We start from the raw sequence: 15,122 nt of genomic DNA, 5'->3' as shown, positions 1-15,122 counted from the left end.
AGTCATCCGGGCCAGTTAATGGGCTCTTACAACGAGGTCGTTTTCAACGCCCCTGCGTAGCGCAGCGCGGTGAACAGCGCCAGCAGCAGGCCGGCCAGCGCCAGCGCGGCGCCGACGTAGCCGATCGCGGCCAGCCCCAGGCGTTCGCTGACCACGCTGCCGAGCAGGGCGCCGGCACCGATGCCGACGTTGTACAGGCCGGAAAACAGCGCCATGGCCACGTCGGTGGCGTCCGAGGCCAGGCGCAGCACACGGGACTGCTGGGCCAGGCCGAAACACATGATCGACATGCCCCAGAGCACGCTGAGCGCCATCAGCCAGGTCGGCTGCGCGGAAAACGGCAGCAGAAGCGCCAGGCTGGTGCCCAGGGCGAGGATCGCGGCGAGCAGGAAACCGCGCGGGAAGGCCTCGCTGTAGCGGCTGAAGAGGAGCGAGCCGAAGATCCCGGCGCCGCCGAACAGCAACAGCAGCAGGGTGGTGGCTTCGCCGCCCATCTGCGCCACCTGCCTGGCGAAGGGCTCGATGTAGCTGTAGGCGGTGAACTGGGCGCTGATCACCACCACGGTCAGGATGTACAGGCAGACCAGCGCGGGTCGCCGGAACAGCATCGGCAGGCTGCGCAGGGAGCCGGAGTTCTGGCTCGGCAGCGGCGGCAGGGAGCGCACCAGGTAGAGCAGGGTCAGCACCGAGAGCCCGGCGATGGCCATGAAGGTGGTGCGCCAGCCCAGCGCCTCGCCGACCACCCGCCCCAGCGGGATGCCGAGGACCATCGCCAGGGTGGTGCCGGTGGCCAGCAGGCCGAGCGCCTTGGCCTGCTGGCCGGGCGGCGCCACGCGCACCGCCAGCGAGGCGGTGATGGCCCAGAACACCGCATGGGCGAAGGCGATGCCGATCCGGCTGAGCATCAGCACCGGGAAGTTCCAGGCCAGCCCGGACAGCACATGGCTGGCGATGAACAGCAGGAACACCCCGACCAGCAGCTTGCGCCGCTCGATATTGCGGGTCAGCAGCATCATCGGCAAGGAAGCCAGCGACACCACCCAGGCGTAGATGGTCAGCATCAGGCCGACCTGCGAGGTGGGCATGTCGAAGCTGTGCCCGATGTCGCTGAGCAGACCGACCGGGACGAACTCGGTGGTATTGAAGATGAAGGCGGCCAGGGCCAGGGCGATCACGCTCAGCCAGCTGCCGCTGCGGATTTCGGAGGTGCTGTGCATGGGGTATTCGGTTCCGGAGCAGGGGACGGACGGGCAGGCCCCGCGCCCAGGTCGCGCACGACGGAAACCGCCCCGGACGGAGGAGTCCGGGGCGGCGTTGCGCGTTGGGTAGTCGTTGTAGGTATAGGGGGGAGCTGCCGAATGTCCCGATTCTACGCCGGGAAGCCGCTCGCTGCACGCACGCCCGGCGTCCCGGACCGATGGGACGGCTCCGGCAGCATCAGGCAGGCCATCGTCTCGCCCCAGGGCGCCAGGCCCTGCTCGACGAAGCCGGCGTCCCGATAAAGCTGGCGGGCCACATCGTTGTCGACGGCGTAGGCGACCATCAGCCGGTCGCTGCGCCGCCTCGTCCGGCGCACGCTGGCGATGATCCGTTGCAGGGCGGCGCGGCCGTGCCCCTTGCCCTGGTGGCGACGGTCGATCATCAGGCGATAGAGCCAATAGTGGCCGTCGTCGGCGTCGGGACCGTAGAGGGCGAAGCCGACCATGCGCCCACCGTGGTGGATGCCGACCGCGCGGAACCCCGGCAGGAAGCGGCTCTGGGCCAGCGAATAGAGGTTGGAAGCGACGAAGTGCGCCTGGTGGCGGGCGACCTTCAGGTCAATGCAGGTTTCCCAGTCGTCGCGGGTGATGGTTCTGAGTTCGATCATGGATGACAGGCTCTTGGAAAAAGGAGGAAAGAAAGTCGCTACGTACGCTGCTGGACTGTTCATACGTCATGGTTCGTTCCTCCCTTCGACTGGCCGAGCATCCGGCGGAAGCGCAACGATATCAGGAGAAAGGCAGATTATCCCGGCCGATGGCGGATTTTTTCGCCCGCGCTCGACGACAGGATTATCCCGCGGCCAGGCCATCGACAGATAAATTCGAGATTTTCCTTGTCAGATCAGTCAGGTTCTCGTTATTACGTTCAATCATGACCCCTGGAGCCAAGCCCCAGCGCACGGTTGCCTCGTCGCCCCACTCCGACGGCTGATCGCCCTCTCTCCCGGCACGCAACCCGCCCGGCGCTCCCTTACCCGGACGCGGCGGCGCCCACCGCCCCCGCCTCCCCTGCATGGAATCGCACATGTCCCATCGTCCTGTGATCAATGCCTCGGTCAGCCCCAAAGGCACCCTGGAAACCCTCTCCCAACGCGAAGTGCAGCAACTCAGCGAAACCGCCAACGGCAAGACCTACCAACTGTTCCGCCAGTGCGCCCTGGCGATCCTCAACACCGGCGCCCACAGCGACAACGCCAAGACCATCCTCGACGCCTACAAGGACTTCGAGGTGCGCATCCACCAGCAGGACCGTGGCGTGCGCCTGGAACTGATCAACGCGCCGGCCGATGCCTTCGTCGATGGCGAGATGATCGCCAGTACCCGCGAGATGCTCTTCAGCGCCCTGCGCGACATCGTCTACACGCAGAGCGGGCTGGACAGTCAGCACGTCGACCTGGACAGTTCCCAGGGCCTCACCGACTACGTCTTCCAGCTGCTGCGCAACGCCCGTACCCTGCGCCCCGGCGTCGAGCCGAAGATCGTCGTCTGCTGGGGCGGCCACTCGATCAGCAGCGAGGAGTACAAGTACACCAAGAAGGTCGGCCACGAGCTCGGCCTGCGCAGCCTGGACGTCTGCACCGGCTGCGGGCCGGGAGTGATGAAAGGGCCGATGAAGGGCGCCACCATCAGCCACGCCAAGCAGCGCATCGTCGGTGGCCGCTACCTGGGCCTGACCGAGCCCGGGATCATCGCCGCCGAGGCGCCGAACCCGATCGTCAACGAGCTGGTGATCCTGCCGGACATCGAGAAGCGCCTGGAAGCCTTCGTCCGCGTAGGACATGGCATCATCATCTTCCCCGGCGGCGCCGGCACCGCGGAGGAATTCCTCTACCTGCTGGGCATTCTCATGCATCCGGACAACCAGGACGTGCCCTTCCCGGTCATCCTCACCGGCCCGCGCAGCGCCGAGGCCTACCTGCAGCAGCTCCACGAGTTCGTCGGCGCCACCCTCGGCAACGCGGCGCAGCGCCACTACCGGATCATCGTCGACGACCCGGCCGAGGTGGCCAAGCAGATGGCCCAGGGTCTGAAGGAGGTCAAGCAGTTCCGCCGCGAGCGCAACGACGCCTTCCACTTCAACTGGCTGCTGAAGATCGACGAAAGCTTCCAGCGCCCGTTCGAGCCGACCCACGAGAACATGGCCAGCCTCCAGCTCAGCCGCAGCCTGCCTCCGCATGAACTGGCGGCCAACCTGCGGCGGGCGTTCTCCGGGATCGTCGCCGGCAACGTCAAGGACAACGGCATCCGCATGATCGAACAGTACGGGCCCTACGAGATCCACGGCGATCCGGCGGTGATGCTGCCGCTGGACCGCCTGCTGCAGGCGTTCGTCAAGCAGCACCGGATGAAGCTGCCCGGTGGCGCGGCCTATGTGCCCTGCTACCGCGTCGTGCAGACCGAGGCCGCCTGAGTCCTCCCGCGCGGCTTCCCTGCGCCCCGGCGCGGGGAGGCTTTTTTATTTGGAGCCAGCCCCCCGGCTTCCTGCTACTCTCTGCGCTCATGCCCCGAAACGCTGGCCCTGACACCATGTCCCCACGTCCTTCGCCAGCCCTCGCCGCACTACGCGACGCCACCCGTGACCTGCACGCCGAGCTGGACCGCCGTTCGCCCTTGGGCGCCGAGGATCTCGACCAGCGGGACTATCTCGAACATGCCGGGCGCATCCTGGGCTGGCTGGAACCCCTGGAACGCGCGTTTCGTGACAACCGCGGCGGCTGGCCGGCGACCCTGGGAGCCGAGGCGCGGCTGGTGAAAAGCGCCTGGCTGGAAAGCGACCTGCTGGCCGGCGGCCTGAGCCATGCCGAGGTGCAGGCGCTGCCGCGCTGCGCCGACCTGCCCGTCGCGACACGCGCCGCGCAGGTCTTCGGCGTGGCCTACGTGATGGAGGGTGCGACGCTGGGCGGCGCGTATCTCTACAAACGACTAGCTCCCCGCCTGCCAGGTCTGCCGCTACAGTGGCTGCAAGGCTACGGCCAGGCCACCGGGCCGCGCTGGCAGGACTTTCTCGAGCAGCTCGCCCGCCAGGTCGTCAGCCCCGAATCCATTGGCCTGGCGCAGGACGCGGCACGGGCTACCTTTGTTTCGTTTCGTCGGTGGGTCATCGACGAAGCCTGATCGCCTGGGCTCCAGGCTGGACGACAGATGACGAGCATCACCCCGGTAACCCTGGCGAACTGCGAGGACGAAGCCATCCACGTGCCCGGCGCGATCCAGCCGCACGGCGCGCTGCTCGCCCTGCGCGCGGATGGCATGGTGCTCGCCGCGAGCGAGAACATCCAGGCGCTGCTCGGTTTCGTCGCCGCGCCGGGCAGCTACCTGCAGGAACAGCAGGTCGGCGCCGAGGTCCTGCGCATGCTCGAGGACGGACTGCTCGGCGGCGGCCCCTGGGCGAACAGCGTGGAGACGCGGATCGGCGAGCACCTGTTCGATGTGATCGGGCACAGCTACAAGGACGTGTTCTACCTGGAGTTCGAGGTCCGCACCACGGATACCCTGTCGATCACGTCCTTCACCCTCAACGCCCAGCGCATCATCGCCCAGGTGCAGCTGCACAACGACACCGCGACCCTGCTCAGCAGCGTCACCGAGGAGCTGCGCCGGATGACCGGCTACGACCGGGTGATGGCCTACCGCTTCCGCCATGACGATTCCGGCGAGGTGGTCGCCGAAAGCCGTCGCGACGACCTGGAAAGCTACCTCGGCCAGCGTTACCCGGCCTCGGACATCCCGGCACAGGCACGCCGCCTGTACATCCAGAACCCGATCCGGCTGATCGCCGACGTGGCCTACATCCCGATGCGCGTGTTTCCGACGCTCAATCCGGAAAGTGGCGGGTCCTTCGACCTGAGCTACAGCGTGCTGCGCAGCGTTTCGCCGATCCACTGCGAGTACCTGACCAACATGGGCGTGCGCGCCTCGATGAGCATATCCATCGTGGTCGGCGGCAAGCTCTGGGGCCTGTTCTCCTGCCACCATATGTCGCCCAAGCTGATTCCCTACCCGGTGCGCATGTCGTTCCAGATCTTCTCGCAGGTCTGCAGCGCCATCGTCGACCGCCTCGAGCAGGGGCGCATCGCCGAATTGCTGCGCGTTTCCACCGAGCGCCGGCTTGCCCTGGCGCGACGCGCGCGGGACGCCGACGACCTGTTCGGCGCCCTGGCCCACCCGGACGACGGCATCGCCGGGCTGATTCCCTGCGACGGTGCGCTGGTCATGCTCGGCGGACGCACTCTGAGCATCCGCGGCGACTTCGAGCGCCAGGCCGGCAACGTCCTGCAGCGCCTGCAGCGCGACCCTGAGCGGGACATCTACCACACCGACAACTGGCCGCAACCCAGCGCCGACTCGCCGGACGGCGGCGACTGCTGCGGGGTGCTGGCGATCCGTTTCCACCGCCAGGAATCCGGCTGGATCTTCTGGTTCCGCCACGAGGAGGTGCACCGTATCCGTTGGGGCGGCAAGCCGGAGAAGCTGCTGAGCATCGGTCCCTCCGGCCCGCGCCTGACCCCGCGCGGTTCGTTCGAGGCCTGGGAGGAAGTGGTCCGCGGCCACTCCACGCCGTGGAGCGAAACCGACCTGGCGATCGCCGAGAAGCTGCGCCTGGACCTGATGGAACTGTGCCTCAACCATGCGGCCGAGATCGACCGCATGCGCCAGCGCCTGATCGCGGTGCTCGGCCACGACCTGCGCAACCCGCTGCAGTCGATCTCGATGGCCGCCGCCCTGCTCTCCTCCAGCGATACCCGCACCACCGAGCTGCGCCAGCACATTTCCGCCTCCAGCAGCCGCATGGAGCGGCTGGTCAGCCAGATCCTCGACATGAGCCGCCTGCAGTCGGGCATCGGCCTCACCGTGGCGCCGGTGGACACCGACGTTTCGCAGCTGGTACGGCAGATCGTCTGCGAGACCGACGTCGCCTATCCCGGCCTGGTGATCGAGGTCGCCATCGACCCGCAGGTCCGCGCCGTGGTCGACCCGGACCGCTACGCCCAGGTCGCCGCCAACCTGCTGAGCAACGCCCGGCATCACGGCCTGCCCGGACGGCCGGTACTGGTGACGCTGACCCGCCAGGGCGACGAGGTCTGCCTGAGCGTGCTCAACGAAACCAGCGGCCTGTCCAAGGCGCAGCTGGCCAACCTGTTCGAGCCGTTCAAGCGCGAATCGGCGGACAACCAGCGCAATCGCAACGGCCTGGGCATCGGCCTGTACATTTCCCAGGCCATCGCCCAGGCCCACCGGGGGCGCATCGAGGTGGACTGCCAGGACGACGTCATCAGCTTCTGCCTGCGTCTGCCGGCGAGCCGGGAGGCGGCGGGATCCTCGTCCTGACGACGAGGACCGTGCGGAATGCAACGCTTGCAGGTATCTTCGGCAGCCATCACCGTCTGACAGGATCGTTCCGCTCCATGCGCCGTCTCCGCCTCCGCACCGCCCTCGCCTGCCTCGCCGCGCTCTGCTCGGCCCCCGCACTGGCCAAGGTCGAGGTGCACTCCCTGCAGCACAAGAGCATGGGCCGGGTGCTGACGGTACGGGTCTCCGAGGAAATAGCGCCGGGCGACTACGAGACCCTGCTCAAGGGCCTGCGCAACAATCCGGGTACCTTCTCGCGCAAGCTGCTGTTGCTCGATAGCATCGGCGGCAGCGTGCCCGAGGCGATCCGCATGGGCCGCCTGCTGCGCGAGACCGGCTTCGACGCGCTGGTGCCGTCGAGCAGCGTCTGCCAGGGCACCTGCGTCTACCTGCTGGCGGCCGGCAAGCGCAAGACCGTGCGCGGCTACGTCGGCCTGCACCGTCCCTACTACGCCCACGGCGACTCGCTGCACTCGCGCTCGGCCAACGGCATGCGCTACGACTCCGCGGCCTACTTCCGCGAAATGGATGTCCCGAGCAGCCTGGTACAGGCCATGCAAAGCACCGATCCGAAGCGGATGCGCGTGCTCTCGGCGAAGGAACTGGCGCAATACCGGCTGAACTGAGCCGGCGATTCCACGGAACAGGCGAGAGAGGGCGCGCTGCCGTTCGCGACGGTGGCTGGTGCCGTTGTACCTCCGTTTGCGCGCAACGGCAGGCCGGATGCAGTCCGGATCCGAACCGGCCCTACTAGAAGAACTCGTCCAGCAGCCTGAAGTACGCCAGCCGTTCGCCGTCGATATCGCCGCCGTACGCCTCCAGGAAGGCCTCGGCCCAGGGCGCGCCGAGGTCGGTCTCGATGTCCCGCGCGGCCAGTGCCAGGTCCTGGTGGCGGTCGGCGACGCCGAGGCGGCCGCAATCGATGAAGCCACTGAAGCGTCGGCCCTCAGCCAGCAGGTTGGGCAGGCAGGCGTCGCCATGGGTGACTACCAGGTCCTCGACCGCCGGGCGCCGGTCGAGCAGCAGGCGGTACAGCTCCACGGCGCTGCGCCCGCGATGCTCGTCGTCGAAGTCCGTCTCCTCCACCAGCCCGGCCTCGACACGCCGGCGCACGCTTTCCAGGCGCCGCTCGAGGCGGTGGTCGAAGGGGCAGGCGGCCGGGTCGAGGTCGTGCAGCCGGCGCAGGGCGGCGGCCACCAGACGCACCAGGCGCTCCGGCTCCAGCTCGCCGCGCTGCGCCAGCGCGGAGAGCGTGTCTCCCGCTACGGCGCTCATCAGCAACCACTGCCGACCACCACCCTGGGTTTCGTTCAGTACCTGCGGGCAGTCGATGCCGGCACCGTGCAGCCAGCGCAGGCGAGCGATCTCGTCGGGCAGTTCGGCCTGCTCGGAGAGCGCCTCGTGCTTGACGAACAGGGTCGGCCGCCGGGCCGCATCGAGACGATGGACAGCGGCCGCTGAGCAGCCTTCGCGCTGTGCCTGCCAGCGGTAGCCGGAAAGATAATCGGCCCAGGCGGCGGGCGCCTGGGGCGGTAGGGAGGCGGCTGCGTCATGCATGGAAGAGCTTTCCTTTCGAGTGGGAGCGCGAGTATACCCGCGCTCCCACTCAGCGACCGGCCGTTCCGTCGACCTGCCGCTGCCGGTAGGCGCTGGGAGTCATGCCGGCGTAGCGGACGAAGAAGCGGCTGAAATAGGCCGGGTCCTTGAAGCCCAGCTGGTAGCAGATCTCGTTCACCGACCCGCCGGTGAACAGCAGCAGGCGCTTGGACTCCTGCATCAGCCGCTCGTAGACCAGGCGCTTCGACGGCAGGTCGGCGATGCGCCGGCAGACATCGTTGAGGCGCGCCTCGGTGACACCGATCCGGCTGGCGTAGCGTGACAGCGGCCAGTGCTCGGCGTAGCGCTCCTCGATCAGCGCATTGAAGCGCTGGAAGATCTGCAGGTCTTCGTGACGCATCGGCCGGGCCGCCACCGGATTGGTCGAAAGGCGCAGCAGGCTGATCATCACCAGGCGGGTCAGCGCCAGCAGCGTCTGCTGGCGACCGGGCCGGCTGGCCATCGATTCGCTGCGCAACTGATCGAAGAGCAGCGCCAGGCGCGCGCCCTCCTCGGCCGCCGCTCCCTCCAGGCCGCCCAGGGCCACGCAGGCCGGCGCCACCTGCGGACCGGGCGCCAGGCATGGTTCGGCCTCGAGGAGGCTCCAGACCAGTTGCTGGCGCACGGTCAGCACATGACCGTCGGCGTCCGCCTCGGTGACGAAGGCATGCGGCACGGTCGGCGGGGTGAGGAAGAACATCGGCCCGGACTCCAGGTACCGCCGGTCGTCGAGGAACACCCGCACCGTGCCGCGCTTCACGTAGTGCACCTGGAAGAACCGGTCGTGGCGGTGCGCCGGCATGTTGCGGCCGAAGAAGCCGGCGAGGTTGCCGAGCGCGTCGTAGTGCACCTCGGCATCGCTGTAGCGCTGGTCGTAGACCTGCCCGATGTTGATGTTGGGGATCGGCTGGCGCTCTGGCATGGCGATCTTCTCTTGTTGTTCTTGCGGCTGCGTGCGCAAGCCGTCGCGGGCATCCGTATACCGCAGGCGGCGCCTCTTGCCACCTGGCCGGGACGAATGGCGGGGCGTTCGGGCTTGACGATCATTAACATGTTAAATATAACGCTAACACATTAACGAGTTTTCGCCAGGACAGCCGCTTGGCCGTCCGTCCATCGCGCCAGGAGACACCAACCACAATGAGCCGCGCACTGAATGACGTCGCCGCCGGCACCCTGTTCGGCGTCGCGCTGAACTACAAGGGCCTGCTCGACAGCCGCCTGCCGGAGTTCCGCCAGCCGCCGTACCAGAAGCCGCCGGTGAAGCCGGTGCTGTTCATCAAGACACCGAACACCCGCAATGGCCATGGCGCTGCGGTGGTCTTCCCGCGCGGCGTCGAGCGCCTGCAACCGGGCCCGGCGCTGGGCGTGGTGATCGGTCGCGACGCCAGCCGGGTGAAAGCCGGGGAAGCCATGGCGCATGTCGCCGGCTACGTGATCGTCAACGAGTTCAGCCTGCCGGAAGACAGCTACTACCGCCCGGCGGTGAAAGCCAAGTGCCGCGACGGCTTCTGCCCGCTCGGTCCGCAACTGGTGCCGGCGCAAGAGATCGTCGCCCCCCATGCGCTGGAGCTGAAGCTGTACGTCAACGGTGAACTGCGCCAGCGCAACAGCACCGCCAACCTGGTGCGCGGCATTCCCCAGCTGATCGCCGAGATCAGCGAGTTCATGACCCTGCATGCCGGCGACGTGCTGATCACCGGCACCCCCGAGGGCCGTGTCGACGTGCATCCCGGCGACCGCGTCGAGGTCGAGGTCGACGGCCTCGGCCGCCTCGCCAACAGCATCGTCGCGGAATGAGGAGCCGACCATGAAACACGCACGCATCCGCTACCAGGGCCAGGTCCACCAGGTGACGGTGGAAGAGTCCAACGCCGTGCGCCTGGCCGACGGCACCCTGCTCGCCGAGGACCGGGTGGAGTGGCTGCCGCCGGCCACCGGGAGCATGTTCGCCCTCGGCCTGAACTACGCCGACCACGCCGCCGAACTGTCGTTCAAGGCGCCCAGCGAACCGCTGGCGTTCATCAAGTCGCCGGGCACCTACACCGGCCACCGCCAGGTCAGCTGGCGCCCGGACAACGTCGACTACATGCACTACGAGTGCGAACTGGTGGCGGTGATCGGCAAGCCGGCGCGCAACGTCCGCCGCGAGGACGCCCTCGGCTACCTGGCCGGCTACACGGTGTGCAACGACTACGCGATCCGCGACTACCTGGAGAACTACTACCGGCCCAACCTGCGGGTGAAGAACCGCGACGCCACCACCCCGGTGGGACCGTGGATCGTCGACGCGGCCGACGTGCCGGAACCGAACCGGCTGGTCCTGCGCACCTGGGTCAACGGCGAACTGCGCCAGGAAGGCAGCACCGCGGACATGATCTTCGACATCCCCTACCTGATCGAATACTTCTCCAGCTTCATGACCCTGCAGCCGGGCGACATGATCGCCACCGGCACCCCGGAAGGCCTGTCCGACGTGGTCCCCGGCGACGAAGTGGTGGTGGAAGTGGAAGGCGTCGGTCGCCTGGTCAACCGAATCGTCAGCGAGGCCGAATTCTTCCGCGCCCGCGCACAGGAGCACGCAGAATGATCAAACACTGGATCGATGGCCGCGAGGTCGAAAGCAAGGACGTCTTCGAGAACTACAACCCGGCCACCGGCGAGCTGATCGGCGAGGTCGCCAGCGGCGGCGCGGCGGAAATCGACGCGGCGGTGGCGGCGGCCCGGGAAGCCTTCCCGAAATGGGCCAATACCCCGGCCAAGGAGCGCGCGCGCCTGATGCGCCGGCTCGGCGAGCTGATCGACCGGAACGTGCCGCACCTGGCGGAGCTGGAAACCCTCGATACCGGCCTGCCGATCCACCAGACGAAGAACGTGCTGATCCCGCGCGCCTCGCACAACTTCGAGTTCTTCGCCGAGGTCTGCACGCGAATGAACGGGCACAGCTATCCGGTCGACGACCAGATGCTCAACTACACCCTGTACCAGCCGGTCGGCGTCTGCGGGCTGGTCTCGCCGTGGAACGTACCGTTCATGACCGCCACCTGGAAGACCGCGCCGTGCCTGGCGCTGGGCAATACGGCGGTGCTGAAGATGTCCGAGCTGTCGCCGCTGACCGCCAACGAGCTGGGCCGCCTGGTGCACGAGGCGGGCATCCCGCCGGGGGTGTTCAACGTGGTCCAGGGCTACGGCGCCAGCGCCGGCGACGCGCTGGTCCGCCACCGCGACGTGCGCGCGGTGTCCTTCACCGGCGGCACCGCCACCGGGCGACGAATCATGGAGGCGGCCGGGATCAAGAAGTACTCGATGGAGCTGGGCGGCAAGTCGCCGGTGCTGGTCTTCGAGGACGCCGACCTCGAGCGCGCGCTGGACGCCGCGCTGTTCACCATCTTCTCGCTGAACGGCGAGCGCTGCACCGCCGGCAGCCGCATCTTCGTCCAGGAAAGTGTCTACCCGCGGTTCGTCACCGAATTCGCCGCGCGTGCCAAGCGCCTGGTCGTCGGCGACCCGCAGGACCCGAAGACCCAGGTCGGCTCGATGATCACCCAGGCCCACTACGACAAGGTCACCGGCTACATCCGCATCGGCCTCGAGGAAGGCGCCAGGCTGGTGGCCGGCGGCCTGGAGCGTCCGGCCGGGCTGCCGGCGCACCTGGGCAAGGGGCAGTTCATCCAGCCCACGGTGTTCGCCGACGTGGACAACCGCATGCGCATCGCCCAGGAGGAGATCTTCGGCCCGGTGGTCTGCCTGATCCCGTTCAAGGACGAGGCCGAGGCGCTGCGCCTGGCCAACGACGTGGAATACGGCCTGGCCTCCTACATCTGGACCCAGGACATCGGCAAGGCCCATCGCCTGGCGCGTGGCATCGAGGCCGGGATGGTCTTCATCAACAGCCAGAACGTGCGCGACCTGCGCCAGCCGTTCGGCGGGGTGAAGGCCTCGGGCACCGGACGCGAAGGCGGGGAATACAGCTTCGAGGTATTCGCCGAGATCAAGAACGTGTGTATATCCATGGGCAGCCATCACATCCCCCGCTGGGGCGTGTAGGGCGCGCTCGTGCAGAGCGGCCGCCCGAGGCCGCCAGCAGCGCCGGCGTGCAGACACAATCAGAAGAATCCGGGCCAGCCGCCAACGGCCGCGCCCGCTGCCAGGCCCAACGGGCCACCAGGAGAATCGTCATGGGCAAAGTCGCTCTGGCTGCCAAGATCACCCACGTACCCTCGCTGTACCTGTCCGAGCTGCCCGGCCCGCGCCACGGCTGCCGCCAGCCGGCGATCGACGGGCACCGCGAGATCGGCCGGCGCTGCCGCGAACTGGGGGTCGACACCATCGTGGTGTTCGACACCCACTGGCTGGTCAACGCCGGCTACCACATCAACTGCGCGCCGCACTTCGAGGGGCTCTACACCAGCAACGAGCTGCCGCACTTCATCGCCAACATGGAGTACGGTTTCCCCGGCAACCCGGAGCTGGGCCGCATCCTCGCCGAGGGCTGCAACGCACTCGGCGTGGAGACCCTGGCCCACGACGCCACCACCCTCGGCCCGGAGTACGGCACCCTGGTACCGATGCGCTACATGAACCAGGACCGCCACTTCAAGGTGGTCTCGGTCTCCGCCCTGTGCACCGTGCATTACCTGAACGACAGCGCGCGCCTGGGCTGGGCCATGCGCAAGGCGGTGGAGGAACACTACGACGGCACGGTGGCGTTCCTCGCCAGCGGCTCGCTGTCCCACCGCTTCGCCCAGAACGGCCAGGCGCCGGACTTCTCCGACCGCATCTGGAGCCCGTTCCTCGAGGTCCTCGACCATGAAGTCGTGCAGATGTGGCAGGAGGGCCGCTGGGCCGAGTTCTGCGGGATGCTCCCGGAGTACGCCTCCAAGGGCCATGGCGAAGGTTTCATGCACGACACCGCGATGCTCCTCGGCGCCCTCGGCTGGTCGGACTACGACGGCAAGGCGGAGGTGGTGACGCCCTACTTCGGCTCCTCCGGCACCGGGCAGATCAACGCGGTCTTCCCGGTCACCGCCCAGGACGGCGCGGCGATCCCCGCCGCCCAGGCCGGCAACCCGGCCGGCGCCAGCTGCGCCAGTCGCCTCTGAGGACGCCGCCATGCCGCACTTCATCGCCGAATACACCGACAACATCGAAGCCGAAGCCGACCTGCCCGGCCTGTTCGAGAAGGTCCACGCCTGCCTCGGCGCCAGCGGCGTGTTCCCGCTCGGCGGCATCCGCAGCCGCGGCGTACGCCTGGACACCTGGCGCATGGCCGACGGCAGGCACGACTACGCCTTCGTCCACATGACCCTGAAAGTCGGCGCCGGTCGCGACCTGGAGACTCGCCGGCAAGTCGCCGAGGCACTTTTCGAGGTGATCACCGCGCACTTCGCCGAGCTCCAGGCGCGACGCCTGCTGGCGCTGTCCTTCGAACTCAGCGAACTGGACGCGGAGCTGAACTACAAGCGCAACAACGTGCATGAATTCCTGAACAACCCGGCGGGCTGACCGGCCCGCCATAACGCTGCACTCACCCAGCCCGCCTTCCGGCCACCGACAGGTCGCCGGGACGTCCGGGCGCTCACAAAAAGTACAAGATCATGAGCACAGCCAGCACCCTGAACAGCACCACCCCGCCTCTCAGCGACAGCACCCACGGCCGCGTCACCTGGCGGCTGATGCCGCTGTTGCTGGTGTGCTACGTGTTCGCCCACCTGGACCGCATCAACATCGGTTTCGCCAAGTTGCAGATGAGCGCCGACCTGCACTTCAGCGACACCGTCTACGGTCTCGGCGCCGGGCTGTTCTTCATCGCCTACGCGCTGTTCGGCCTGCCCAGCAACCTGATGCTGGAACGGATCGGCCCGCGCCGCTGGATCGCCTGCCTCATGGTGGTCTGGGGCTGTCTCTCCACCGCCATGCTGCTGGTGGAGAGCGCGCGCGGCTTCTACCTGCTGCGCCTGCTCCTGGGGGTCGCCGAGGCCGGCTTCTTCCCCGGTATCCTGGTCTACCTGAACCGCTGGTTCCCGGCGCGCCGACGCGGGCAGGTCACCGCCCTGTTCGCCATCGCCGTGCCCATGGCCGGGGTGATCGGCGGACCGCTGTCGGGCTGGATCCTCGAGGGTTTCCACGACGCCCTCGGCCTGCGCGGCTGGCAATGGATGTTCCTGATCGAAGGCCTGCCGGTAGTGCTGCTCGGCGTGGTGGTCTGGTGCGCGCTGCCGGAAAGCTTCGAACGGGTGGCCTGGCTCGGCGACGAGCAGAAGCGCCTGCTGCGCGAAGAACTGGCCGGCGAGGAGCAGCGCAAGACCATCACCTCCTTTTCCGGGATCTTCAGCAATCCCCAGGTGTGGCTGCTGGTGGCGATCTATTTCGCGGTGATGCTGGCGGTGAACACCATCGCGTTCTGGATGCCGAGCCTGATCCATGGCGCCGGCATCGCCCGGGACAGCCGCATCGGCATGCTCAGCGCGGTGCCCTATCTCGCCGGCTGCGCCTTCATGATCTTCATCGGCCGCTCCTCCGACCGCCTGCGCGAGCGCCGCTGGCACCTCGGCATCCCGTTGCTGATGGCCGCCGCCGGTCTCAGCCTGGCAGCCCTGGCGCCGACCAGCGCCTGGCTGGTGATGGCCGGCCTGGTGATCGCCGGGATGGGTGCCAGCGCCGCCCTGCCGATGTTCTGGCAATTGCCGCCGGCCTTCCTTTCCAGCGCCACCCTCGCCGCGGGAATCGCCCTGATCAGCTCCTTCGGCAGCATCGCCGCCTTCCTCGCGCCCTACCTGATCGGCTGGATGCGCGACACCACCCAGAGCGCCAGCCTGGCCCTGTACCTGCTGGCCATCCTCATCGCCCTCGGCGCCGGCCTGGTCCTGCGGACCCCCGCCGCCGTGGTCAACCCACGCTGAACCGAGAGACCCC

At 68.0% G+C, this 15,122-nt stretch carries 14 protein-coding genes; 10 read left to right on the top strand and 4 right to left on the bottom strand.

The annotated features are described in order from the left end of the window. Positions 1 to 26: 26 nt before the first annotated feature. Both B7D75_RS04125 and B7D75_RS04120 read right to left on the bottom strand, forming a co-directional pair. Positions 27 to 1,217, bottom strand: coding sequence for a sugar transporter (locus B7D75_RS04125; protein WP_107113761.1), 1,191 nt, complete (start codon positions 1,215 to 1,217; stop codon positions 27 to 29). A gap of 152 nt (positions 1,218 to 1,369) precedes the next feature. Further along, entirely contained in the window at positions 1,370 to 1,867 is a 498-nt protein-coding gene (locus B7D75_RS04120) for a GNAT family N-acetyltransferase (RefSeq protein WP_043099444.1), read from the bottom strand. 419 nt (positions 1,868 to 2,286) lie between these two features. On the opposite strand from B7D75_RS04120, the gene ppnN reads away from it, so the two are divergent. From ppnN to B7D75_RS04100, 4 genes are all read left to right on the top strand, one after another. Next, complete coding sequence (gene ppnN, locus B7D75_RS04115) at positions 2,287 to 3,672, top strand: nucleotide 5'-monophosphate nucleosidase PpnN (protein WP_034081656.1); 1,386 nt, start codon at positions 2,287 to 2,289, stop codon at positions 3,670 to 3,672. A gap of 116 nt (positions 3,673 to 3,788) precedes the next feature. After that, positions 3,789 to 4,376 (top strand): biliverdin-producing heme oxygenase, encoded by a 588-nt coding sequence (locus B7D75_RS04110; RefSeq protein WP_053813378.1) that lies wholly within the window; start codon positions 3,789 to 3,791, stop codon positions 4,374 to 4,376. A 27-nt stretch (positions 4,377 to 4,403) separates the two neighbouring features. After that, on the top strand, positions 4,404 to 6,590 hold the full coding sequence (bphP, locus tag B7D75_RS04105) for a bacteriophytochrome BphP (protein WP_058145579.1): 2,187 nt from the start codon (positions 4,404 to 4,406) through the stop codon (positions 6,588 to 6,590). Positions 6,591 to 6,667: 77 nt separating this feature from the next. After that, positions 6,668 to 7,237: a COG3904 family protein gene (locus B7D75_RS04100; protein WP_003157057.1), complete on the top strand. Its 570-nt coding sequence runs from the start codon at positions 6,668 to 6,670 to the stop codon at positions 7,235 to 7,237. Between the two features lie 124 nt (positions 7,238 to 7,361). On the opposite strand, the gene B7D75_RS04095 is transcribed toward B7D75_RS04100, so the two are convergent. Beyond that, complete coding sequence (locus tag B7D75_RS04095; RefSeq protein WP_003157056.1) at positions 7,362 to 8,168, bottom strand: APH(3')-II family aminoglycoside O-phosphotransferase; 807 nt, start codon at positions 8,166 to 8,168, stop codon at positions 7,362 to 7,364. Positions 8,169 to 8,217: 49 nt separating this feature from the next. Continuing rightward, the gene (gene hpaA / locus B7D75_RS04090; RefSeq protein ID WP_033998328.1) at positions 8,218 to 9,129 is read right to left on the bottom strand and encodes a 4-hydroxyphenylacetate catabolism regulatory protein HpaA; all 912 of its coding nucleotides are present in this window, start codon (positions 9,127 to 9,129) and stop codon (positions 8,218 to 8,220) included. A 218-nt stretch (positions 9,130 to 9,347) separates the two neighbouring features. Between hpaA and B7D75_RS04085 the strand changes: the two genes are divergently transcribed. The 6 genes from B7D75_RS04085 (at position 9,348) to B7D75_RS04060 (ending at position 15,109) form a co-directional block, all read left to right on the top strand. Next, a complete protein-coding gene (locus B7D75_RS04085; RefSeq protein WP_004368426.1) occupies positions 9,348 to 10,007 on the top strand; it encodes a fumarylacetoacetate hydrolase family protein in 660 nt (219 codons plus the stop codon). Between the two features lie 10 nt (positions 10,008 to 10,017). After that, on the top strand, positions 10,018 to 10,797 hold the full coding sequence (locus B7D75_RS04080; RefSeq protein WP_053816668.1) for a fumarylacetoacetate hydrolase family protein: 780 nt from the start codon (positions 10,018 to 10,020) through the stop codon (positions 10,795 to 10,797). Continuing rightward, on the top strand, positions 10,794 to 12,254 hold the full coding sequence (gene hpaE / locus B7D75_RS04075) for a 5-carboxymethyl-2-hydroxymuconate semialdehyde dehydrogenase (RefSeq protein ID WP_034081648.1): 1,461 nt from the start codon (positions 10,794 to 10,796) through the stop codon (positions 12,252 to 12,254). The genes B7D75_RS04080 and hpaE overlap by 4 nt, the downstream gene beginning before the upstream one ends. A gap of 131 nt (positions 12,255 to 12,385) precedes the next feature. Next, positions 12,386 to 13,309 (top strand): 3,4-dihydroxyphenylacetate 2,3-dioxygenase, encoded by a 924-nt coding sequence (gene hpaD, locus B7D75_RS04070; RefSeq protein ID WP_012074316.1) that lies wholly within the window; start codon positions 12,386 to 12,388, stop codon positions 13,307 to 13,309. A gap of 10 nt (positions 13,310 to 13,319) precedes the next feature. Then, positions 13,320 to 13,712 (top strand): 5-carboxymethyl-2-hydroxymuconate Delta-isomerase, encoded by a 393-nt coding sequence (locus B7D75_RS04065; protein ID WP_012074315.1) that lies wholly within the window; start codon positions 13,320 to 13,322, stop codon positions 13,710 to 13,712. A gap of 92 nt (positions 13,713 to 13,804) precedes the next feature. Beyond that, positions 13,805 to 15,109, top strand: a complete 1,305-nt coding sequence (locus B7D75_RS04060; RefSeq protein WP_003157583.1) for an MFS transporter — start codon at positions 13,805 to 13,807, stop codon at positions 15,107 to 15,109. The last annotated feature ends 13 nt before the right edge of the window (positions 15,110 to 15,122 follow it).

The organism is Pseudomonas paraeruginosa (assembly GCF_003025345.2).
In the GTDB taxonomy this organism is placed as follows: domain Bacteria; phylum Pseudomonadota; class Gammaproteobacteria; order Pseudomonadales; family Pseudomonadaceae; genus Pseudomonas; species Pseudomonas paraeruginosa.
This window is presented reverse-complemented; position numbering and strand designations above follow the sequence as displayed.